The organism is Cryobacterium sp. Hz9 (genome assembly GCF_004402825.1).
GTDB classification, from domain to species: domain Bacteria; phylum Actinomycetota; class Actinomycetes; order Actinomycetales; family Microbacteriaceae; genus Cryobacterium; species Cryobacterium gelidum.
Genome location: NZ_SOFC01000023.1, coordinates 399,564 through 421,812, shown reverse-complemented (window position 1 = coordinate 421,812; position 22,249 = coordinate 399,564). Strand labels below are relative to the sequence as shown.

Below are 22,249 nucleotides of genomic sequence, written 5' to 3'. Positions count from 1 at the left end.
ATGAACGCATGTCCGCAGGCTCTTTCTACATCACCACGCCCATTTTCTACGTGAATGATGTGCCGCACATCGGGCACGCCTACACCGAGGTGGCCGCCGACGTGCTCGCGCGCTGGCACCGGCAGTCAGGCGATGACGCCTGGCTGCTCACCGGCACCGACGAACACGGCCAGAAGATTCTGCGCACCGCGACCGCCAATGGCGTCACGCCGAAGGAATGGGCCGACCGCCTGGTGGAGACCGCGTGGAAGCCGCTGCTCGAGACCGTCAACATTGCCAACGACGACTTCATCCGCACCACCGACGAACGCCATGAGGTAAACGCGCAGAAGTTTCTGAAACACCTGCACGACGAAGGTCACATCTACACCGGCGAGTACGAGGGCTACTACTGCGTCGGCTGTGAGGAATACAAGCAGACCACCGACCTCGTCGACGGCGCCGGCGAGTACGCCGGCCAGCTCGTCTGTGCGATCCACTCCAAACCGGTCGAACTGCTGCACGAGAAGAATTACTTCTTCAAAATGAGCGCCTTCGCAGACCGACTGCTGGCACTCTACGACCAGAACCCCAACTTCGTGCAGCCGGAAGCGGCCCGCAACGAGGTCATGTCCTTCGTCAAGCGCGGACTGAGCGACCTGTCGATCTCCAGGTCGAGCTTCGACTGGGGAATCAAGGTGCCGTGGGATGAATCGCACGTTGTCTACGTCTGGTTCGACGCGCTGCTGAACTACATCACCGCGGCCGGTTACGGCCAGAACGATGAGGAGTTTGCGAGCCGCTGGCCCGCGACGCACATCGTCGGTAAGGACATTCTGCGTTTTCACGCCGTCATCTGGCCGGCCATGCTCATGGCCGCCGGCATCGAGGTGCCCAAGCAGGTCTTCGGCCATGGTTGGCTGTTGGTCGGCGGCGAGAAGATGAGCAAGTCGAAGCTCACCGGCATCGCCCCGAGCCAAATCACCGACACCTTCGGCTCCGACGCCTTTCGCTACTACTTCATGCGAGCCATCAGCTTCGGCCAGGACGGCTCGTTCAGCTGGGAAGACCTCTCGGCCCGCTACCAGTCCGAACTGGCCAACGGTTTCGGCAACCTCGCGTCCCGCGTGATCGCGATGGTCGTGCGCTACTGCGACGGCGTCGTGCCGGCCGCTGGCGCGTTCACGGCCGACGATCTCGCGATCCAGGCCACCGAGAAGCGGGTGACGGATGCCGCGGCGGCCGCCATCGACCAGCTCGCCATTCACGACGCCCTCGCCACCGTGTGGGAACTCGTCGACGAGCTCAACGGCTACATCACCCTGCAGGAACCGTGGGCGCTCGCCAAGAAACCGGAAAGCCGCGAACGCCTCGGCACGGTCCTGCACACCGCAGTGCGCGGCCTCGGTACCCTCGCAGTGCTGCTGTCCCCGGTCATCCCGGTCGCGACCGGCAAGCTGTGGAGCGCCCTCGGCGGCGACGGCGCCCTCGTCGACCAGCGCGTCGACCTGGCCTGGGAATGGACCGGCGGCGCACAGGTGACCGCCCTCGAACCACTGTTCCCACGGATCGAATCGATCGTGGAGCCGAATGATGGTCAGTGACTCGCCCGTCGACGGATACGGCAGTGCCATTCGCCGCCGCGAGAACACCAGGGGCCGCGATCTGAGCTACCCGCCGCTACCTGAGCCGCTCACGGTGCCCGTCTACGACAACCACACGCACCTCGAAATAGCCGACGGGGAGCATCCGCTCGGCTACCGGGAACAGCTCGACCGCGCCTCGAGTGTTGGCGTGCGCGGAGTGATCCAGGTCGGCGGCGACGTCGAAACCTCGCGCTGGTCTGCTGCGGCAGCGTTGATCGAGCCGCGCATGCTCGCCGCCGTCGCGATTCACCCCAATGAGGCGCCCGCGCTGGCAGCGGCCGGAACCCTCGACGACGCTCTCGCGGTGATCAACGAACTTGCCGGGCAACCCCGCGTGGTCGCAATCGGCGAGACCGGCCTCGACTTCTTTCGCACCCCCGAAGAAGGCCGCGCCGCCCAGTTTCGCTCCTTCGAGGCGCACATTCGCATTGCCAAGGAGCACAACCTAGCCCTGCAGATTCACGACCGCGACGCCCACGAGGCCGTGATTGAAACCCTGCTGCGGGTCGGCGCCCCCGAACGCACCGTTTTTCACTGCTTCTCCGGAGACTCCGACATGGCCAGATTCTGCGCCGCCCAAGGCTGGTACATGTCTTTCGCCGGCAACGTGACGTTCAAAAACGCCGACAACCTGCGTGCTGCCCTGTCCGCCGCCCCGCGCAACCTGCTGCTGGTTGAAACGGATGCTCCCTTCCTCACCCCGCTGCCCTACCGCGGCCGGCCTAATGCGCCCTATCTGCTGCCCAACACGCTGCGCGGCATGTCCGCTCACCTCGAGACGGATGTCTCCCTGCTCTCCGCCCAAATCACCGCCAACACCGAACTGGTCTACGGTCGCTGGGACGCCGAACCCGTCACCGCCGCCTTCGCTGCCCCTTCTGGTGGTTCAAGTACCGGTCCCGGCGACGAGCAGCGGGCCACTCAAACACCCCGAGGAGGCCTCGCATGACCGGCCGTCACTCCCCGGAGCACATCCCGCAGGCCCCGTCCGTGCCCGCCGCGACGGCCGCTGAGCGTACCGAAGCAGCTCCCCAAAACGCACTCGTCCTGCCGGTCGAACCGGCCGAGATCGCCATACCGACGCCGCAACGGCCGACGGACCCGGCCAGGTCCACGAAGACCCTCCTCGGCCCGGCCGAGATTCGCGACCTCGCCGAGATGCTCGGTGTCAATCCGACCAAGAAGCTCGGCCAGAACTTCGTCATCGACGCCAACACAGTGCGGCGCATCGTCAAGGTCGCCGCCGTCGCGCCCGGCGATACCGTCGTCGAGGTGGGCCCCGGCCTCGGCTCGCTCACCCTCGGCATGCTCGAAATCGGCGCACGCGTCGTCGCCGTCGAAATCGATGACCGCCTCGCCGAGCAGCTGCCGCTCACCGTCGAACTGATGCAGCCGGATGCCCGACTCACGGTCATCCGCGCCGACGCCCTGAAAATCACCGAGCTGCCGGGCGACCCCACCCGACTCGTCGCCAACCTGCCCTACAACGTCTCGGTGCCGGTGCTGCTCTACCTGCTCGAACACTTCGCATCCATTCGGGCCGGCGTCGTCATGGTGCAGGCCGAGGTCGGCGAGCGCCTTGCCGCCCCGCCCGGCAACAAAATCTATGGCAGCCCGAGTGTCAAAGCCGCCTGGTACGGCGACTTCCGCACCGCCGGCAAGGTGAGCCGCCAGGTTTTCTGGCCGGTTCCGAACGTCGACTCGATCCTGATCGCCTTCGAACGCCGCACGGCGCCGCTGGAATCCGAAGAACTGCGACTCAAGACTTTTGCGCTCGTCGACGCGGCTTTTCAGCAGCGCCGCAAGATGCTGCGCCAGTCGCTGTCGGTCGTTCTCGGAGACTCGGCGGCGGCATCCGCTGTCATGACGGCGGCCGGAATCGACCCGACAACCCGCGGCGAGCAGCTCACCGTGCACGACTTCCTCGCGATCGCGCGCGTCTGGATGCCCGCGTAGCCGCAGGGGCGGTCCGTGCGGGCCGACAGGCTGGGCTAAGTTAAAAGCATGATGACGTCCGCCGGCACCAGCGTTGTGCACGCGCGGGCACCCGGCAAAATCAACGTTTTCCTCAAGGTTGGCGCCGTTCTCGAAGACGGCTACCACGACCTCGCGACCGCCTACCAGGCCGTCTCCCTGTTCGAGGAAGTGCGGGCCACCCCGGCCAGCGACTTCTCGGTGGAATTCAGCGGCAGCATCGACACCTCCGGTCTCGCGACCGACGGGAGCAACCTGGCTATCAAAGCGGCCAGGGCCCTGGCCCGCAAGACCGGCTATCGCGGCGGTGTTCACCTCGAGATCGAGAAGAACGTGCCAATCGCCGGTGGTATGGGTGGCGGCTCGGCCGATGCCGCGGCCACCCTCCTCGCCTGCGACGCCCTCTGGGCTACCGGCGCCACCAAAGATGAACTTCTCGCCATCGCGGCGGAGCTTGGCGCCGACGTGCCGTTCTCCTTCACCGGCGGGACCGCCATCGGAACCGGGCGCGGCGATCGGCTCAGCCCAGCCCTGGCCAAGGGCAAATTTCAGTGGGTACTCGCCCTCGCCGACTTCGGCATGTCCACGCCGGGCGTCTTCCAGGAGCTTGATCGGCACCGCGATCGCCACGCACAGGACATCTATCCGGCTCAGCATCAGCCCTCCGTCGACGCCAACGTGCTGCAGGCGCTGCGAGCGGGCGACCCGCACATGCTCGCCGACGCGCTGCACAACGACCTGCAGGCCCCCGCCCTGCACCTCGCGCCCGGCCTCGGCAAGGTGCTGCAGCTCGGCGAAGAGAACGGCGCCCTCGCCGGCATCCTCTCCGGTTCCGGCCCGACCGTGGCTTTTCTGGTAGCGGATGCCGACAGCGCGCTCGAACTGCAGGTCGCGCTCTCCGCCTCCCGCCTGCGCGTCGTGCGCGCCACTGGCCCGGTGCACGGCGCCCGCCTCATCTAGCCCGGAATCGTGCGTCCCGGCGTGCCGTAAACTGGGAGGCTATGGCACATCTTCTCGGGGCTGAGTCCCTGCACCTCGAATTTCCTACCCGCGTCATTTTTGACAGCGTCACCGCCGGCCTCAACGAGGGCGACCGCATCGGCGTCGTCGGCAAGAACGGCGACGGCAAGTCCACCCTCATGCGCCTACTGGCCGGCCGTATGGAGCCCGACGAGGGCCGCGTCACTCGGCGGCGCGGCGTCACCATCGGCATGCTCGACCAGTCCGACGACCTCGCCTCCGGCCAGACGGTCGGCCACACCATCGTCGGCCGCATCGAAGAACACGTCTGGGCCGGCGATGCCAAGGTGCGCGATGTCATCGGCGGACTCGTACGCGATATCCCCTGGGACGCCCTCGTCGACGACCTCTCCGGTGGGCAGCGCCGCCGGGTGGCCCTGGCCGCCGTGCTCATCGGCGACTACGACGTGATCTTTCTCGATGAGCCCACCAACCACCTCGACGTGGAGGGCATCTCCTGGCTCGCCGGTCACCTCAAGACCCGCTGGGCCGCGCAGAGCGGCGGACTCGTGGTCGTCACCCACGACCGATGGTTCCTCGACGAGGTCTGCAACATTACCTGGGAGGTGCACGACCGCCTGATCGAACCCTTCGAGGGGGGCTACGCCGCCTACATCCTGCAGCGCGTCGAGCGCGATCGCATGAGCTCGGTGGTCGAATCCAAGCGTCAGAACCTGATGAAGAAGGAACTGGCCTGGCTGCGCCGCGGCGCCCCGGCCCGCACGGCGAAGCCCAAGTTCCGCATCGATGCTGCGAACGTACTGATCGAGAACGAGCCGCCGCCCCGCGATACCGTGTCGATGCAGTCCATGGCCATGCAGCGCCTCGGCAAGGACGTCGTCGACCTCATCGACATCGGCGTGAAGTTCGGTGACAAAACCGTGCTGAACGACATCACCTGGCGCATCGCGCCGGGGGAGCGCACCGGCATCATGGGCGTCAATGGTGCCGGCAAGTCCACCCTGCTCAACCTGGTCGCCGGCACCCTGCAGCCCACGACCGGCCACGTGAAGCGCGGCAAGACCATCAAGGTCGCTGTGCTCACCCAGCAGCTGTTCGAACTCGACGAGATTCGCAACGATCGCGTGAGCGACGTCATCGGCCGTCAGAAGACAAGCTACATGGCCGGCGGCAAGGAGATCACACCGGGCCAGATGCTCGAACGCATGGGCTTTCTGAGCGCCCAGCTCACCACCCAGGTGAAGGACCTCTCCGGTGGTCAGAAGCGCCGCCTGCAGCTGCTGCTGATCGTGCTCGACGAGCCCAACGTACTCATCCTCGACGAGCCCACCAACGACCTCGACACTGACATGCTCGCCGCCATGGAAGACCTGCTCGACTCCTTTCCTGGCACCCTGCTCGTCGTTTCGCACGACCGGTACCTGATCGAGCGTGTCACCGACAATCAGTACGCGGTCATGGACGGCGGTTTTCGCCACCTGCCGGGCGGCGTCGACCAGTACCTCGAGGTGCGCCGCAAGGCCGTCGCCGGCCCAGCCTCCGGAACACCCGCGGATGCCTCCGGCTCGGCGAAGAAGATCCCCACCCTCGGCGGGGCTGAACTGCGTAACGCGCAGAAGGAACTCGGGTCGATCGACCGCAAGGTGGTCAAACTGCAGGAGCGCATCGCGCAGGCGCACGAGAATCTGGCCGTGCACGACCAGTCCGACTTTGCCGGTTTGGGCGCGCTCGGCGTGAAGCTGACCGAACTCGAGGAGACCATCGTCACGCTCGAAACCCGCTGGGTCGAACTTACCGAGTTGATCGAAAGCTAACGTCGCAGAAACTGTGACGCAGTGTGTCCGGGAGGCCCACGCGTCGCAGTTTCGGCGCGTATCGTAGTTGAGTGCCTCGCAGAGCTGCGGCACAGACCCCCACCCCCAATACCCTGGGTTGATCTGTGCCCAAATAATCGCTGTGCCCATAATCGCCATCGGCGCTCTCGGGGAATTCACACAGCGAAAGAGACCCTCCATGAAAAAGCCACGTTCCTTCAAGAAGTCCGCACTGGCCGCACTCGCGATTCTGCCGCTTGCGGCACTGCTGGCCGGGTGCGCAGGCGCTGCTGGTGGTGAAGATGTCGTGAAGATCGGTGTCGTCGACGAGAGCGAACCGTACTGGGGCGTCTTCAAGGAAGCCGCAGCCGACGCAGGGATCACGGTCGACCTGGTCAACTTCGCTACCTACGAGCAGCCGAACCCTGCCCTGACCGCCGGCGAAATCGACCTCAATCAATTCCAGACCATCGTCTACCTCGCAAACTACAACGTGGCGAGCAGCCAGGACCTCTCGGCGATTGGCGCCACCGCAATCTACCCGCTGGGTCTCTATTCCACGCAGTACACCAGCGTCGATGAGATTCAGAAGGGCGACACGGTCGCCGTGCCCAATGACCAGAGCAACATGGCCCGCGCCCTCGTCGTACTCCAGTCAGCCGGTCTGATCAAGCTCACCGACGGCGGCACGATTTCGTCGTCACTCGACGACATCGACACCGCCGCGTCGCGGGTGAAAGTGACGGCTCTCGACGCGTCGCTCACGACGACCTCGCTGCCCGACGTCGCCGCCGCGATCGTCAACAACGAGTTTGTTGGAAAGGCCGGGCTCAGTTTCTCGGATGCCATCGCCCAGGACGATCCGGCCGACTCCAAGTCCGTGCCCTATGCGAACGTCTTTGCCGCGCGCGCCGAGGACAAAGACAACGCGACATACCAGAAGCTCGTCGAGATCTACCAGACCACGAAGGCCGTTCAGGATGGCGTTCGCGAAGCGTCCGGCGACACGGCAGTGCTGTTGACGACCCCGGTTTCCGAGCTTGAAGCGTCGCGCGTCGCGGTCGAGGCCGACACTAAGGCTCAGAAGTAAGCATCAGCGTTACCGCGTGAGCAGTTTCGGTTCTTTGTGAGATTCACGGCCACAAGCCGAGACTGCTCGTTCGTGTTCCGGGTGCGACATCACGACACATCAGCAACAAGAAGGTTTTTGAGGAACAACGGATGGCTCTAGTAAGCCTGAGGAATGTCAGCAAGGTGTACCCGCCCGCGAGCAAGGGTGCACCGAGTGTCACGGCGATCGACTCGGTCAGTCTCGACGTGGAGGCCGGGGACATCTACGGGATCATCGGATACTCCGGTGCCGGTAAGAGCACCCTTGTGCGACTCGTGAATGCTCTCGAACATTCAACGAGCGGCGAGATCATCGTCGACGGACAGGATATCGCCGTGCTGTCGGAGCGCGAGCTGCGCAAGGTGCGCCTGGGCATCGGCATGATCTTTCAACAGTTCAACCTGCTCGGCTCTCGCACGGTAGCGCGCAACGTGGCCTACCCGCTCGAAGTGGCCGGGCATCCCAAGGAGCAGCGCGCCGCCCGCGTGGCTGAACTGCTCGACTTCGTCGGCCTCGCCGACAAGGCCGGGTCCTTCCCCGACCAGCTTTCCGGCGGTCAGAAGCAGCGCGTGGGCATCGCCCGTGCCCTCGCCACCCAGCCGAGCATCCTGCTCGCTGACGAGGCCACGAGCGCGCTCGACCCGGAAACCACCCACGAGGTACTCGCTCTGCTGAAACGGGTGAATGCGGAATTTGGGGTCACCATCATCGTGATCACCCACGAAATGGACGTCATCCAGACCATCGCGACCAAGGTCGCCGTGATGGACCAAGGCCGGGTCATCGAGCGCGGACCCGTCTTTGACGTGTTCTCGAACCCGCAAGCCGCGGCATCCGTTCGCTTCGTCTCGACCGTGGTCAAGGGGGTGCCGTCTGCGGCCGAACTCGCCGTGCTGCGCGAGCGGCACACGGGCCGCATCGTGACGCTCGCCTTCCGCGACAGCGCGGTTGACCAGACGGCCGTTTTCGGTGAGCTCTCACGGGCCGGAGTGGCGTTCGAGGTCGTCTACGGCGGCATCAATGAGATCCAGGGGCGCCCGTTCGGGCATCTCACGCTCGCTCTTTCCGGCGTCGACCCGGTCATCGACCAGGTACTCGCCCACATTCGAACGCTCACGACCGTCACGGAGGTGCGCTGATATGGATGCACTCATCGACCTGCTGCCCGAACTGTGGACGGCCACCTACGAGACCCTCTATATTGTCGCGCTCACCCTGTTCTTCGGCGGCCTCGGCGGCCTGCTGGTCGGCCTCGGGCTCTACCTCACCCGCGCGGGCAGCATCCTTGAGAACAAGCCGCTGTTTTTCGTGCTCAACCTGCTGGTCAACTTCATACGCCCGATTCCATTCATCATTTTTCTCGCCGCGGCGCAACCGCTCGCCCGGGCCGTCACCGGCAGCGGCATCGGCAACAATGCGATCATCTTCACGATCGCCCTCGCGGCGTCCTTCGCCATGGCCCGCATTGTGGAGCAGAACCTGCTCACCGTGACGCCCGGTGTGATCGATGCCGCCCGCAGCGTCGGCGCCGGGCCGATTCGCATCATCTTCACGGTATTGCTGCCGGAGGCCTTGGGCCCGCTGATTCTCGGCTACACGTTTATCTTTGTCGCCCTCGTAGACATGTCGGCCGTCGCCGGTTACGTCGGTGGCGGGGGCCTGGGTAATTTCGCGCTGCTCTATGGCTATCGTCAGTTCAACCCAATCGTGACCTGGGCGGCCGTGCTGCTCATCATCGTGCTGGTGCAGTTCGTGCAGTTCTTCGGCAACTACCTCGCGCGTAAGGCTCTCCGCCGGTAGCGGTGGCTAGTCGAAGTCGAGGCTGAGCTTGCGCAGCAGCGCCGCCAGGCGTTCCTGGTCGGTCGCTGAGAGGGTGTCGAGCAGGTCGGCTTCCGCGTCGACCAGCCGGGTGATGGCGGCATCCACTCGGCTGAGCCCGGCGGGCGTCATACCCACCAGAATGCCGCGACCGTCGTTCGGTGCGGAGCGGCGCGTCACCAGCCCGCGGTCGACCAGCCCGTCGATGCGGTTTGTCATGGTGCCGCTCGAGACGAGCGTCTGCTGCAATAGGGCTTTCGGACTGAGCTCGTAGGGTGTGCCGGCCCGGCGCAGGGCCGAGAGCACGTCGAACTCCCACGAGGCGAGTTCCGAGCGGGAGAACGCGGTGCGGCGGGCCCGATCGAGGTGTTTCGCTAGCCGCGCGACCCGGCTGAGCACCTGCAACGGCGCGAAATCAAGATCCGGGCGTTCGCGCAGCCACGAATCGACGATCCGATCGACTTCATCATGGCCAGGCATTTCTCCATTATCCCGCTTGTCCGGGGGTTTCCTCGCCGGAGGGTCGTTTGGGGGCCGGGTGTGCGCCGCGAGGCGTGAGAGTCTGGCAGACTTGACTAGTTGCTGGTCTCGGTCGGCATGGTCCGCCATAGTGTAACGGCAGCACGGCAGCCTTTGGAGCTGTTCGGTCCAGGTTCGAATCCTGGTGGCGGAGCACTTAATTTCTCTCATCACTGCGTTAGGAATACCGTGACAGACGCCCGCCTCGCCATCATCGTGTTGGCCGCCGGCCAGGGCACGCGCATGAAGTCCAGTTTGCCCAAGCTGCTGCATCCGCTCGCCGGAGTTCCCATCGTGAGCCACGTGCTGGCCACCGCGCGTGCCCTCGATGCGGCCCACGTCATTACCGTCGTGCGGCACGAACGCGACCTGCTGGCCGCCGTCGTGGCCGAAGACCTGCCGGGCAGCACGATCGTCGACCAGGACGAAATCCCCGGCACCGGCCGGGCCGTCGAGCAGGCCGTCGCCGCATTGCCGGCCGATTTCGATGGCGACGTGCTCATCATCAATGGTGACGTGCCGCTGCTGAACGCCGCCACGCTCGCCTCGTTCATCGCCTCCCACCGTCAGGGTGCAGCCGCGGGTACCGTGCTCTCCGCCTACCCGGACGATGCGACCGGCTATGGCCGCATCATCCGCTCGGTCGAAGGCGCTTTCGATCGCATCGTCGAGCAGAAAGATGCGACGGATGCTGAATTGGCCGTGGCCGAGATCAACGCGGGCGTCTACCTGTTTGGCCTGGCCGCGCTGCGCGAGCAGCTCGACCAGCTCACGACGGCCAACGCGCAGGGCGAGAAATACCTCACCGATGTGATCGAACTGCTGCGCCGGGCTGGTTCCGAGGTGAGCGCCGTTCCCGTCGCCGACGCCTGGATCGTGGCCGGCATCAATGATCGGGCCCAGCTCGGCGATACCGCGCAGAAACTCAACGCGCTCATCGTACGTGGTTGGCAGCTCGCCGGCGTGACCGTGCAAGACCCGGCTACCACCTGGATCGACCTCAAGGCCGTGCTCGCGGCGGACGTCACCCTGCTGCCCGGTACCCAGATTGTCGGGGCCACCGTGGTGGCTTCCGGCGCGATCATCGGCCCGGATACCACCCTGCGCGACTGCGAAATCGGCGAGGATGCCCGCGTGAATCGCACCGACGCGACCCTGGCGGTCATCGAGGCCGGGGCATCCGTCGGCCCGTTCTCGTACCTGCGGCCGAATACCGTGCTCGGTCCCGACGGCAAGATCGGCGCCTTCGTCGAGACCAAGAACGCCCAGATCGGCGCCGGGAGCAAGGTGCCGCACCTGAGTTATGTGGGCGACGCCACCGTCGGTGCGCAGTCGAATATCGGTGCCGGAACAATCTTCGCCAACTACGACGGCGTCGCCAAACACCGCTCGACGATCGGGTCGCACGTGCGCACCGGGTCGCACAACGTGTTCGTCGCGCCGATTACAATTGGGGACGGAGCGTACACGGGGGCAGGTACGGTCGTCCGCAAGAATGTGCCTGCCGGGGCGCTGGCCATTACGGTGGCTCCCCAGCGCAATATGGACGGCTGGGTCGAGACCAACCGTGCAGGCACTGCTGCGGCCAGAGCTGCCGCAGCGAGCAGCAGCACCATAGAGACTGGAGAATAAGTGTCGGAAATCAAGACCAGCGGCGAAAAACGTTTAGTACTGGTTACGGGGCGAGCACACCCGCAACTCGCGCTCGATATCGCCACGGAGCTTGGTTCTGAATTGCTCCATACCGACGCGCGCACCTTCGCCAACGGCGAACTGTACGCCCGATTCGATGAGAGCGTGCGCGGGTCGGATGCCTTCGTCATTCAGTCCCACACGGCGCCGATCAATGAATGGCTGATGGAACAGCTCATCATGGTGGACGCGCTCAAGCGCGCTTCGGCCAAGCGCATCACCGTCGTCGCCCCGTTCTACCCCTACGCCAGGCAAGACAAGAAGGGGCGCGGCCGCGAGCCGATCTCGGCGCGCCTCGTCGCCGACCTGTTCAAGGTTGCCGGCGCCGATCGCATCATGTCGATCGACCTGCATGCCGCCCAGATCCAGGGTTTCTTCGACGGTCCCGTCGACCACCTGTTCGCGATGCCGGTGCTGCTCGAGCACTTCCGCGAGAAGCTCGACCCCGCCACCCTTACCGTGGTCTCGCCCGACATGGGCCGCGTGCGCGTCGCCGACATCTGGAGCGACCGTCTTGGAGTGCCGCTGGCGATTATCCACAAGCGCCGCGACCCGCTCGTGCCCAACCGGGTCTCCGTGCACGAAATCGTCGGCCAGGTCGAGGGCCGCGTCTGCCTGCTCGTTGACGACATGATCGACACCGGTCGCACGATCGCCCTGGCGGCCGAAGCCCTGCGCGACGCTGGCGCCATCGGCGTCGTCGTCGCTGCCACGCACGCCGTGTTCAGCGACCCGGCTGTGGACATGTTGCAGAACCCGGCCATCAGCGCCGTGGTCGTCACCGACACCCTGCCGATCCCGCCGGAAAAGCGCTTTCCGACCCTCACGGTGCTGCCGATCGCCCCGCTGTTGGCCCGCGCCATTCATGAGGTCTTCGACGAGGGGTCGGTCACCTCGATGTTCGACGGCGCCGCGTAGCGGTAGGTCATCCGGCCGCGGGAGTGGCTAGTTTCGGGAGGCGGTGGCTGCGGCCGCCGCCTCCCGTTCGTTGACCGCGCGCCACACTGGGTGCGCCAGGAATGCTTGCTTCTACCCGTATAGCGAACATTGTCGCTTTCGCGCCGCCCCACCACGAGAGTTGGGCTGTGCTCAGGGCTGAAAAGTGCCGACCGGTGGAACTCACCTCGCCGAGCCGTGGGTTTAAGTTGTCGAGCCGTGAGTTTCGGCTCGTGTGAGTCGATTTCGGGGCCGAAAGTCACGGCTGAGCGGGGCGGACGCAACCAAGCTCACGGCTCATGGTGCCGCAGCGCCCCGGGGCCGCTAGGTGGGGGTGCCGGGGGGTAGCTGGCGAGGCGCAGAGGGGATGATCCCGAGCGGCGTCACGAAAGTGGCGCGCTCGTTGTCGTCGATGGCATAGCACTGCCAACCGAATCCGCCGGGTCCGGCAAGGTCGAAGCGGGCGTCGAAGTCGACCGCCGAGGGATAGTACTGGGCGACGGCCGTCGCACAGGTGTTGGCGGCGGTGTCGGAGGCGACCCGCACGGTCGTGAGCACGCCCGGCACGACCAGGGCGATGAGCCCGAACACGACGACGACCCGCAGAACGGTCGCGAAGTGCTTGCCGCGCAAGGGGCGGTAGTTATCGCTCGGCTCGTAGCCGGAGAGTTCAGGGTGATTGTCAGTCATGGAGACCCCCAGTCTCTCAGAACTTGGTGTGAAGCTGCCGGTGAGAAAGAACTGGCCGGAGGCATCCGCTCAAACCCTAGGGTAGGAGCGGATGCCGCCGGCCGGCCACGCTGCTGCTGTCAGTGCGTAGACGCCTCAGTGACGATCTCGGTGCGGTCGCCAGACCACAGGGTGTGGAAGGTGCCGGGCATGTCGACGCGGTGATAGGTGTGCGCCCCGAAGAAGTCGCGCTGTCCCTGCACCAGGGCGGCTGGCAGACGTTCGCTCGCGAGCGAGTCGAAGTAGCTCAGGCTGGCACCGAAACCGGGAACCGGGATGCCCGACAGCGCGGCGGTCGAAACCACGCGGCGCCAGGCGGCCTCGCCGGCGGCAACGGCCTCGGCGAAGTACGGGTCAACGAGCAGGCTCGGGATGGACGGGTCGTTGGCGTACGCGTCCACGATCCGGTTGAGGAACTGGGCGCGGATGATGCAACCGCCGCGCCAGATGGTAGCGATGGCGCCCTTGTCGATGTTCCACTTGTACTTGGCCGCACCGGCGATGATCGCGTCGAAACCCTGAGCGTAGGCGACGATCTTCGAGGCATAGAGCGCCTGGCGCACGTCTTCCTGAAAGGTGTGGCCGACGACGGCGAGCTCGGGTCGGGCGGTGATGCTGGCGCGCACCGGTCCGCGCTGCTCCGGGTGGCTCGAGACGGCACGGGCGAAAACCGCCTCGGCGATGCCGCCGACCGGAACGCCGAGGTCGAGGGCGTTCTGCACGGTCCAGACGCCGGTTCCCTTGGAGCCGGCCTCGTCGAGTACGACGTCGATGAACGGCTCGCCGGTCTTGGCATCGACCTGGCGCAGAATCTCGGCGGTGATTTCGATCAGGTAGCTGTTGAGCTCCCCGCCGTTCCAATCGGTGAAGACGTCGGCGATGGCCTCGGGGGAGTGCCCGCTGACCTTGCGCAGCAGGTCGTAGGCCTCAGCGATGAGCTGCATGTCGGCGTACTCGATGCCGTTGTGGATCATCTTGACGAAGTGGCCGGCGCCATCGGTGCCGATGTGCGTGACGCACGGCACGCCGTCGACGACGGCGGCGATGGATTCGAGAATGGGTCCGAGGGTCTTGTACGCCTCTACCGAGCCGCCCGGCATGATGCTCGGGCCGTTGAGGGCGCCCTCTTCGCCACCGGAGATGCCGGCGCCGACGAAGTTGAGGCTCTTGGCGCTTTGCTCCTTTTCACGACGGATGGTGTCGGTGAAGTCGGCGTTGCCGCCGTCGACGATGATGTCGCCGGGTTCGAACAGCTCAGAGAGCTGAGAGATGACGGCGTCGGTTCCGCGTCCGGCCTGCACCATGATGATCGCGGTGCGCGGGCGGGTCAGCGAGGCGACGAAATCGGCGATGTTCTCGGAGGCCACGAAATTCGCCTCGGGGTGCTCGGTCGTGAGCAGGCGGGTGCGCTCGGGGGAGCGGTTGTAGACCGCGACAGTGTTTCCCTCGCGGCCAGCGAGGTTGCGGGCGAGGTTGGAGCCCATCACCGCCAGACCGACGACACCGATATTTGCCTGTGCTGAACCGGACTCTGACACGTTTTCTCCTTTGGGGCTGAGATCAACAGACCACTCTCAAGGGTACTCCACGAGGCTGCGCGGTCGCACATTCATGGATCAGTACACGCGTGATCGGGCTCAGTGCGTCGGATTGCCGTCCCAGATGCTACTCATCTCGTTGAAGGCGCGTTCCATAATGCCGAGCATGGCTTCGTAGGCTGCCTCGGGATTGCCTCGCTGAATGGCGCTGGCGACGTCGACGTGAAGTTGCAGCGCTTCGTTGTGTGGATGCCGCGGCATCAGCCCGTAGTTCGTTCGACCGGTCAGTACCTCGGCAACCAGGGTGTTGAGTTTGGCGAACATCTCATTGCCCGAGCTGGCCAGCACCAGGCGGTGAAACTCGATGTCGAGCACGAGAAAAGCTTCGGGGTCGTCGGCCTGGCCGGCGGCCCACAGCTTGCCGGCCAGCCCCATCAGCTCGCTGGCATCCGCTAGTGGAGCGCGGATGGCGGCGAGCCTGGCGGCCTGCGGTTCAATAGCGGTGCGCAGCTCGGTCAGTGAGCGCAACTGGGCGATTCGGGCCGGCGAGGCAAGCCTCCAGCGGATGACCTGTGGGTCATACAGGTTCCACGCTGACGCTGGCAGAATTTGTACGCCGACGCGGCGGCGGGAGGCGAGCATGCCCATGGAGGCGAGCACGCGAATGGCTTCGCGAACCACCGATCGCGAGACGCCGTATCGTCCCTCGAGCTCTTCGATGCGGAAGACCGACTTGCTCGCCAGTTCTCCGGCGCAGATGGCCAGGCCGAGCAGATCGACCACGCGCGCGTGCAGGCTGGTCGAGGGGGTGCCGTCGTCAAGGCTCGGGGGCGAATCGACGAGCGAGTCGGCGCCGGGCCAGGTCGTCACATTGTGCGTCATGCGCTTGATCATATCGTTACCGCAATAAACTTGAATAAGTATGCTTTATTCGGTAACGTTTTCTTTCGAGACAGATGTAAAGATGCATTTTGTTGGGAACCGTGGCTCAAAGCGCCGGTTCTGCGAATGGGAGACACAGTGAAGCGTCATTCAGTTGTTCGCGTTGCGGCCATCGTCGCGGCGACATTCCTCGCGGCGGGCACACTCACCGCATGCAGTGCCGGTGCCGGTGACGACGGGGGCGCGAAGACTCTTCGGGTCACCCTCGCCAACCACGTCTGGACCGACACGATCAAGAGCAAGTTGCCCGAGTTCGAGGCGGCAACGGGCCTGAAGGTCGAGCTCAGCCAATACGGCGAAGATCAGCTCTCCGATCAGTACAACGTGAAGCTCAATGCGGGCACCGACGAGATCGACGTCATGATGTATCGCCCGCTTCAGGAAGGCAAGCTGTTCGCGAAGAACGGCTATCTCGCCGATCTGAGCGACGACGTGGAGTCGAACGCTGACTGGAACTGGAGTGACTTCCAGTCCGGACCGGTCGAGTCGACCACCCATGACGGCAACGTCGTCGGGGTACCGATCATCACCGAGCAGGAAGTGCTCTACTACCGCAAGGACCTCCTCGCCAAGGCCGGACTCGAGGTACCGACCACGATGGACGAACTCGAAGCTGCGGCTCAGGCGATCAAGGAACAGAACCCCGGCGTGGCCGGCTTCGTTGCCCGCACCGGCAAATCCGCCGCCGTCACCCAGTTCTCCAGCTTTCTCTACAGCTTCGGCGGTGACTTCATCGACGAAGACGGCAACTCAGCCATCAATAGCCCGGAAGCCAAGGAAGCCTATGCGTTCTATGGCGGACTAATCCGCGACTACGGTCCCGAGAATGTCAGCACCGACATGAGCTGGCCGGAAGCCATGGCCATCTTCACCCAGGGCCAGGCCGGACTCTACACCGAGGCCGACAGCCTCTACAAGAACGCGACCGACCCCGCGACGTCCAAGGTGTCCGACACGGTCGGCTTCGCGCCGATGCCGGCTGGCCCCGGCGGCTCCGTCGCCTACAACGTGCCGTCCTGGGCACTCGGCGTCAACGCCGAATCCGCCTACTCAGCCGAAGCCTGGTCGTTCATCGAATGGGCGACGAGTGCGAAACTGACCCTGGAGGTGCAGCAGGACGGCGTTCCCGGTGCGCGCCAGTCGGTTTGGGGAGACCCCGAGGGCACATCGACCTACCCGGCTGACCTCGCCGCTGCGATCGCCACGAGCACGAAGAATGGCGTCGGTCATGACCGCCCCCGCGTCATCAAGGTGCCCGAAGCTCGGGAGATCGTGGGAGATCCGATCGTTATCGCCATCACCGGCGGCGACTCCGATGCAGCAGCGGATGCCGCGAGCGATGCTTTCCAGGGCATCCTCGACGACGAATAGCCCGTACCACTGAGCCGGGGCGGATGATCGAGCGCGGTCATCCGCCCTGCCAGCCCCCGTCATCCTGTACGTGCAACACCAAGTGTGAGGTGAACGATGACCACAATGGTCACCACTAAGCCCCCAATGTGGAAGAACTATTCCACCTGGGCAAACCGTCATCGCAAGTGGCTCTTCGCCTCTCCAGCAATGATCTTCGTCGGACTGCTCATCGCGGTGCCGCTGGGCTGGACCCTGTATCTCAGCGTGACCGACTCCGAAGGTTCGGTTCGCGCTGCATCCAACCTAGTCGGGCTCAGCAACTACCTCGAGGTTCTCACCGACACCGAACGGTTCTGGCCCGCCGTGATGCGCACGTTCGTCTTCACCGGCGGAGCGCTCGCCATCGAGCTTGTGCTGGGAATGTGTATCGCCCTGCTGCTCTGGCGTCCGTTCCGCGGCGAGAAATGGGTTCGCGTCGCGATCCTGCTGCCGCTGGTGGCTACCCCGGTCGCCGTGGGCATGATGTGGCGCCTCATCTTCGACCCGAACATCGGCTTCGCCAACCAGGTGCTCAGCTGGATCGGCATTCCCGCCCAGCCGTGGCTTTCTGGTCAATACACGGCGCTGCCGACGCTCATGTTCGTCGACATCTGGCAGTGGACGCCGATGGTCGTACTGATGCTGCTGGCCGGTCTCACCTCACTCTCCGACGAACCCGACGAAGCGGCACGCATCGACGGCGCCAACTCCTGGCAGCGCTTCTGGTTCGTCACATTGCCGCTGCTGCGCGCCACCGTCATCGTCACTATCGTGCTGCGGGGAATCGACGCCCTGAAAACCTTTGACATCCTCTATGCCACCAAGGGCAAGGGCGGCGGGTCATTCCACGAGGTAGAGACGCTCAACATCTACGCCTTCGGCCTGAGCTTCGACTACAACGACTACGGGATCGCCTCCACTGTGCTGATCCTGTTCTTCCTGCTCATCATCGCGATCATGTGGGTGCTCACGTACCGCAGAAAGGCGAACCGGTCATGACCACGACCCTGCCAGCCCGTCCCGTCATCGAGACACCGCGCCCGGTCGCGAGCGCACCACGGCGTCGCAAACCGCGAGCGTACAAGATCTTTCGTGTCGTCGCCCTGACCCTCACGGTATTGCTGTTCATCGCTCCGCTGGTATGGATGTTCGTCGCGTCGCTCAAGACCAATGTCGACATCTACGACGCCAGCAAGACCGTGTTCTTCACACCGACCCTCAGCAACTACGACAATGTGCTCAGTCGCAACAACTATTTCGGATTCATCTTCAACAGCTTTTGGGTGGCGCTGCTGTCTACCCTCTTCTCCCTGCTTATCGGAGTTCCGGCCGCCTATGCGATGAGTCGTTTCGCGATGCACCGGTCCGCGCTGGTCGTGCTCATGGCGCGCATCATCCCCGGCGTCAGCCTGCTTGTGCCGTGGTACTTCATCTTCGCCAACATGCGCATGGTCGGCGGCTTCGGTGTGTTGATTCTGTCGCACATGTTCGTCGCCCTGCCGCTCATCGTCTACATCATGATCAGCTACTTCGACTCGACCCCGCTCGAGTTGGAGGAGCAGGCGCAGGTGGACGGCCTCACCCACATCGGCGCGTTCCTGCGGATCACACTGCCGTTGTCGGTTCCCGGTCTTGCAACCGCCAGCATCCTCTCCTTTATCTTTTCGTGGAACAACTTCATGTTCGCGCTCGTACTCTCCGGAGCCAATACCAAAACCCTTCCGGTGGCGATCTTCAACTTCGTCTCGTATGCGAGCATCGACTGGGGGAGCCTGATGGCGGCAGCCGTCGTCGTCACCGTTCCGATCATGGTGATCGCGCTCTTCACCCAGAAATACATCGTGTCCGGCCTGACCGCCGGTGCGACCAAGGGCTAAGGGTGAGCCTCCCTCCGATCGTCGTCATGGGTGTGCAAGGTTCAGGCAAGTCGACCATTGGTGAACTTCTCGCCAAGCGTCTCGGTGCCCAGTTTCTCGACGGCGACACCCTGCATCCCGCTGTCAACAAGGCAGTCATGGCCGCCGGTCATGCGTTGCAGGACGAGCACCGGCTGCCCTGGCTGCACGAGGTGGGGCGATGCCTCGCCGGAGATTATCCGAACGGTATCGTCATCGCCTGCTCGGCCCTCAAACGTAGCTATCGAGACCTACTGCGCGGTCACGTCCGCGACCTGTTCGTCGTTGATCCGGAAGGATCGATCGACCTGATCGCCGCCCGGCTCCGCGCACGCACCCACGAATTCATGCCTCCAGCGCTGCTGCAATCGCAGCTCGACACGCTCGAGGTACGAACAGACGATGAACGCGGCATGACCGTGGACATTGTCGAACCGCCCGGCGCCATCGTCGAACGGATCGTCGCGGCTCTCGCCGTCGAAACAGAAGGTGGTGAGGTCGACCGTGTCGCAGATCACGCGCGTTGAAACCTTTCTTGTCGCGCCTCGTTGGTTGTTCGTGCGGATCGAGACCAGCGACGACGTCATCGGTTGGGGCGAGGCCAGTCTGGAGGGCCACGCGGATGCCGTGCGCACCGTTGTCGACCAGTTCGCTGAATATCTCATCGGCGCTGACCCTGACCGCATTGAAGACCACTGGCAGGTACTGACCAAGAGTGGCTTCTACCGCGGCGGACCGGTGTTCGGCAGCGCCGTCTCCGGCATCGACCAGGCCTTGTGGGATCTCAAGGGGAAGTCTCTCGGGGTGCCGGTCTACCAGCTGCTCGGCGGGGCGGTGCGGGATCGCATCCGCATGTACGGCTGGGTCGGCGGCGACGATCCGAGCGGCATCACCGACGCGATCGCAGCGCAGCTGGCCGTGGGGTTGACCGCCGTCAAGATGAACGCTTCCGGCATCATGAGCAGGGTCGGCACGGTCGCCGAAATCGACGGCGTTCTCGAACGGGTCGCAGCCGCGCGCGCAGTGCTCGGCCCCGACCGCGATGTAGCCGTGGACTTTCACGGCCGGTTCACGCTCGCCAATGCCCGCCGGATCGCCCCGCTTCTGGAGCCGTTGCGCCCATTCTTCATCGAAGAGCCGGTGGTTCCGGAGAACTCCCACCTGATCGGACAACTGGCCCAGGCCACCGCGATTCCCATCGCGACCGGGGAACGGCTCTACACCCGGCAGGATTTTCTCCCGGTACTCCAGGCCGGCATCGCCGTGGCGCAGCCCGACCTTTCCCACGCCGGCGGTATCTCCGAGGTGCGCCGCATTGCGGCGATGGCCGAGGTGTACGACGTGCAGCTGGCTCCGCACTGTCCGCTCGGCCCGATCGCGCTGGCGGCCTGCCTGCAGGTGGGCTTCGCCACACCCAATTACCTCATCCAGGAGCAGAGCATCGGCATCCACTACAACCAGGGCGCCGAAGTGCTGGATTATGTGCTCGACAAACAACCGTTGAAATTCGTCAACGGCAACATTGAGCTGTTGACCGGCTCGGGCCTCGGCATCGAAATCGATGAGGTGGCCGTGCGGGCCGCCGACGCGCGGGGACATACCTGGCGCTCGCCGATCTGGCGGCACGCCGACGGCGCATTGGCCGAGTGGTGACGGCCATGAGCGTCTCGTGGACCCCGGATGATTTTCTCGCCGGGCTGCAGCGTGAACGCCTGCTCGCCATTATTCGCGCAACCGACCCGGACGCTGCGATAGCCGCGTCACTCGCACTCTTTGCCAGCGGCATCCGCTTTCTCGAAGTATCTCTCGTGACGACCGATGCGCTCGGAATCATTGCGGAACTCGCCCGGCTGGCTCCGAGTGATTGCCTGGTCGGGGCGGGAACGGTGCTGACCACCGACGACGTGCACCGCAGCGCCGCAGCCGGCGCAAGCTTCATGGTGACCCCGGCCGTGACCGAAGCCATCGCCGAGTCGGCCCGGCTCGGCCTGCCGGTCTGCGCGGGCGCGCTCACTCCGACCGAGGTCGTTGCGGCCGGCCGCGCGGGCGCCACCGTGGTCAAGCTGTTTCCTGGATCGTTCGGCGGCCCCGCCTACCTCAAGGCGCTGCGCGACCCGCTACCCGACGTGCCGTTCGTGCCCGTCGGCGGCGTCGATGCCGCGCTGGCCGCTGAATACTTCGCGGCCGGAGCTCTCGCCGTGGGCATCGGCGGCCCCCTGCTCGGAGATGCAGCACGCGGCGGCGACCTCGACGCCCTCAGAGGGCGGGCGGCTGGCTTCCTCGCCGTGCGCGACGACGTCAATCGGCTGGCGGCTGCGCGCGCATGACCGGGCCCGACGTCGTCACCCTCGGCGAAACCATGGTCAGCCTGCGCACCGGCAGCCCGCTGCGCCTCGGCGGTGCCCTGCAGATGACCGTGGCCGGTGCCGAATCGAATGTGGCCATCGGCCTCGCCCGACTAGGCCATACGGTGCGCTGGGGCGGCCGCGTCGGCGACGACGAGGTCGGTGCGTTCCTGCTGCGGACTCTGCGCGCGGAGTCGGTGCTCGTGGACACCGTCGCGATCGATGCCGACCGAGCCACCGGGCTCATGCTCGCTGAACGTCGCATCAATGACCTGTCCCGGGTGACCTACTACCGCAGCGATTCCGCCGGCTCGGCGCTCAGTGCAGCGGATGCCGCTGCCTGCCTGACTGCACCACCTCGCCTTCTGCACGTGACCGGTATCACCCCGGCTCTGTCGAGTTCGGCCGCGGAGGCCGTGACCGAGGCTGTGCGGCTTGCGCGCGCGGCCGGCGCCCTGGTGAGCGTTGACGTGAACTATCGCGCCAAACTCTGGAGCACGACCGCGGCCCGCACGACCTTGTCGGCTCTGGCCCGCAGTGCGGATATCGTCATCGCCTCCGACGACGAGCTCGGGCTCATTGTGGCCGGTGCTGGTACCCCCGAAGCAGAAGAGCGGGCAGCGGCCGAGCTCTCGGCCTGCGGCGTGAGAGCGCTCGTCATCAAGCGCGGTGCGCTGGGCGCCAGCGTCTACACCGACGGCGAGGTCGTGCACGCATCGGCGATCCCGGTGACGGTGCTGGACACGATCGGCGCTGGCGATGCTTTCACCGCCGGCTACCTGTCCGGCATGCTCGACGGCTTCACCCCCGGGGAAGCGCTGCACCGCGGCACCGTCACCGGTGCCTTCGCGGTCGCCGCCATTGGCGACTGGGAGGGTGCGCCGAACCGGGCCGAACTCACCCTGCTCGCCGCACCGGCCGGGACCACCCTGCGCTGA

At 65.2% G+C, this 22,249-nt stretch carries 21 protein-coding genes and 1 tRNA gene; 18 read left to right on the top strand and 4 right to left on the bottom strand.

The annotated features are described in order from the left end of the window. Positions 1 to 8: 8 nt before the first annotated feature. The 8 genes from metG (at position 9) to E3N85_RS14390 (ending at position 9,305) form a co-directional block, all read left to right on the top strand. Positions 9 to 1,583 (top strand): methionine--tRNA ligase, encoded by a 1,575-nt coding sequence (metG, locus tag E3N85_RS14425; RefSeq protein WP_134464296.1) that lies wholly within the window; start codon positions 9 to 11, stop codon positions 1,581 to 1,583. Then, positions 1,570 to 2,574: a TatD family hydrolase gene (locus tag E3N85_RS14420; protein ID WP_370289341.1), complete on the top strand. Its 1,005-nt coding sequence runs from the start codon at positions 1,570 to 1,572 to the stop codon at positions 2,572 to 2,574. The genes metG and E3N85_RS14420 overlap by 14 nt, the downstream gene beginning before the upstream one ends. Positions 2,575 to 2,783: 209 nt before the next feature. Then, a complete protein-coding gene (gene rsmA, locus E3N85_RS14415) occupies positions 2,784 to 3,581 on the top strand; it encodes a 16S rRNA (adenine(1518)-N(6)/adenine(1519)-N(6))-dimethyltransferase RsmA (protein ID WP_241978545.1) in 798 nt (265 codons plus the stop codon). A 51-nt stretch (positions 3,582 to 3,632) separates the two neighbouring features. Continuing rightward, positions 3,633 to 4,559, top strand: coding sequence for a 4-(cytidine 5'-diphospho)-2-C-methyl-D-erythritol kinase (locus E3N85_RS14410; RefSeq protein ID WP_134464580.1), 927 nt, complete (start codon positions 3,633 to 3,635; stop codon positions 4,557 to 4,559). A 41-nt stretch (positions 4,560 to 4,600) separates the two neighbouring features. After that, on the top strand, positions 4,601 to 6,394 hold the full coding sequence (locus E3N85_RS14405; protein WP_134464292.1) for an ABC-F family ATP-binding cassette domain-containing protein: 1,794 nt from the start codon (positions 4,601 to 4,603) through the stop codon (positions 6,392 to 6,394). Positions 6,395 to 6,593: 199 nt separating this feature from the next. Further along, complete coding sequence (locus tag E3N85_RS14400; protein WP_134464290.1) at positions 6,594 to 7,484, top strand: MetQ/NlpA family ABC transporter substrate-binding protein; 891 nt, start codon at positions 6,594 to 6,596, stop codon at positions 7,482 to 7,484. A 131-nt stretch (positions 7,485 to 7,615) separates the two neighbouring features. Continuing rightward, positions 7,616 to 8,644, top strand: coding sequence for a methionine ABC transporter ATP-binding protein (locus E3N85_RS14395; RefSeq protein ID WP_134464288.1), 1,029 nt, complete (start codon positions 7,616 to 7,618; stop codon positions 8,642 to 8,644). Position 8,645: 1 nt separating this feature from the next. Beyond that, on the top strand, positions 8,646 to 9,305 hold the full coding sequence (locus E3N85_RS14390; RefSeq protein WP_092340641.1) for a methionine ABC transporter permease: 660 nt from the start codon (positions 8,646 to 8,648) through the stop codon (positions 9,303 to 9,305). Between the two features lie 6 nt (positions 9,306 to 9,311). Here the strand turns inward: E3N85_RS14390 and E3N85_RS14385 are convergent, their stop codons facing one another. Beyond that, positions 9,312 to 9,803 carry a MarR family winged helix-turn-helix transcriptional regulator gene (locus E3N85_RS14385; RefSeq protein WP_134464286.1) on the bottom strand — a complete coding sequence of 164 codons (492 nt, stop codon included), beginning with the start codon at positions 9,801 to 9,803 and terminating at the stop codon, positions 9,312 to 9,314. 121 nt (positions 9,804 to 9,924) lie between these two features. On the opposite strand from E3N85_RS14385, the gene E3N85_RS14380 reads away from it, so the two are divergent. The 3 genes from E3N85_RS14380 to E3N85_RS14370 all read left to right on the top strand — a co-directional run bounded on the left by E3N85_RS14380 (position 9,925) and on the right by E3N85_RS14370 (position 12,452). Further along, positions 9,925 to 9,996, top strand: a tRNA-Gln gene (locus tag E3N85_RS14380). Between the two features lie 35 nt (positions 9,997 to 10,031). Then, on the top strand, positions 10,032 to 11,474 hold the full coding sequence (gene glmU, locus E3N85_RS14375) for a bifunctional UDP-N-acetylglucosamine diphosphorylase/glucosamine-1-phosphate N-acetyltransferase GlmU (RefSeq protein ID WP_134464284.1): 1,443 nt from the start codon (positions 10,032 to 10,034) through the stop codon (positions 11,472 to 11,474). After that, positions 11,475 to 12,452: a ribose-phosphate diphosphokinase gene (locus E3N85_RS14370; RefSeq protein WP_134464282.1), complete on the top strand. Its 978-nt coding sequence runs from the start codon at positions 11,475 to 11,477 to the stop codon at positions 12,450 to 12,452. A 342-nt stretch (positions 12,453 to 12,794) separates the two neighbouring features. Here E3N85_RS14370 and E3N85_RS14365 read toward each other — a convergent pair whose 3' ends face one another. The 3 genes from E3N85_RS14365 to E3N85_RS14355 all read right to left on the bottom strand — a co-directional run bounded on the left by E3N85_RS14365 (position 12,795) and on the right by E3N85_RS14355 (position 15,619). Then, a complete protein-coding gene (locus tag E3N85_RS14365; RefSeq protein ID WP_134464280.1) occupies positions 12,795 to 13,160 on the bottom strand; it encodes a hypothetical protein in 366 nt (121 codons plus the stop codon). 119 nt (positions 13,161 to 13,279) lie between these two features. Next, positions 13,280 to 14,737 carry an NADP-dependent phosphogluconate dehydrogenase gene (gndA, locus tag E3N85_RS14360; protein ID WP_134464278.1) on the bottom strand — a complete coding sequence of 486 codons (1,458 nt, stop codon included), beginning with the start codon at positions 14,735 to 14,737 and terminating at the stop codon, positions 13,280 to 13,282. A 99-nt stretch (positions 14,738 to 14,836) separates the two neighbouring features. Then, a complete protein-coding gene (locus tag E3N85_RS14355; RefSeq protein WP_134464276.1) occupies positions 14,837 to 15,619 on the bottom strand; it encodes a FadR/GntR family transcriptional regulator in 783 nt (260 codons plus the stop codon). Between the two features lie 138 nt (positions 15,620 to 15,757). On the opposite strand from E3N85_RS14355, the gene E3N85_RS14350 reads away from it, so the two are divergent. The 7 genes from E3N85_RS14350 to E3N85_RS14320 all read left to right on the top strand — a co-directional run bounded on the left by E3N85_RS14350 (position 15,758) and on the right by E3N85_RS14320 (position 22,249). Continuing rightward, on the top strand, positions 15,758 to 17,050 hold the full coding sequence (locus E3N85_RS14350; protein WP_198412121.1) for a sugar ABC transporter substrate-binding protein: 1,293 nt from the start codon (positions 15,758 to 15,760) through the stop codon (positions 17,048 to 17,050). A 96-nt stretch (positions 17,051 to 17,146) separates the two neighbouring features. After that, a complete protein-coding gene (locus E3N85_RS14345) occupies positions 17,147 to 18,070 on the top strand; it encodes a carbohydrate ABC transporter permease (protein WP_241978522.1) in 924 nt (307 codons plus the stop codon). Then, positions 18,067 to 18,948 carry a carbohydrate ABC transporter permease gene (locus E3N85_RS14340; RefSeq protein ID WP_134464272.1) on the top strand — a complete coding sequence of 294 codons (882 nt, stop codon included), beginning with the start codon at positions 18,067 to 18,069 and terminating at the stop codon, positions 18,946 to 18,948. The genes E3N85_RS14345 and E3N85_RS14340 overlap by 4 nt, the downstream gene beginning before the upstream one ends. A 2-nt stretch (positions 18,949 to 18,950) precedes the next feature. Then, positions 18,951 to 19,493 (top strand): gluconokinase, encoded by a 543-nt coding sequence (locus E3N85_RS14335; protein WP_241978521.1) that lies wholly within the window; start codon positions 18,951 to 18,953, stop codon positions 19,491 to 19,493. Further along, positions 19,471 to 20,619 carry a galactonate dehydratase gene (dgoD, locus tag E3N85_RS14330; protein ID WP_134464270.1) on the top strand — a complete coding sequence of 383 codons (1,149 nt, stop codon included), beginning with the start codon at positions 19,471 to 19,473 and terminating at the stop codon, positions 20,617 to 20,619. The genes E3N85_RS14335 and dgoD overlap by 23 nt, the downstream gene beginning before the upstream one ends. A 5-nt stretch (positions 20,620 to 20,624) precedes the next feature. Then, the gene (locus tag E3N85_RS14325) at positions 20,625 to 21,293 is read left to right on the top strand and encodes a bifunctional 4-hydroxy-2-oxoglutarate aldolase/2-dehydro-3-deoxy-phosphogluconate aldolase (RefSeq protein ID WP_134464268.1); all 669 of its coding nucleotides are present in this window, start codon (positions 20,625 to 20,627) and stop codon (positions 21,291 to 21,293) included. Beyond that, the gene (locus E3N85_RS14320; protein ID WP_134464266.1) at positions 21,290 to 22,249 is read left to right on the top strand and encodes a sugar kinase; all 960 of its coding nucleotides are present in this window, start codon (positions 21,290 to 21,292) and stop codon (positions 22,247 to 22,249) included. The genes E3N85_RS14325 and E3N85_RS14320 overlap by 4 nt, the downstream gene beginning before the upstream one ends.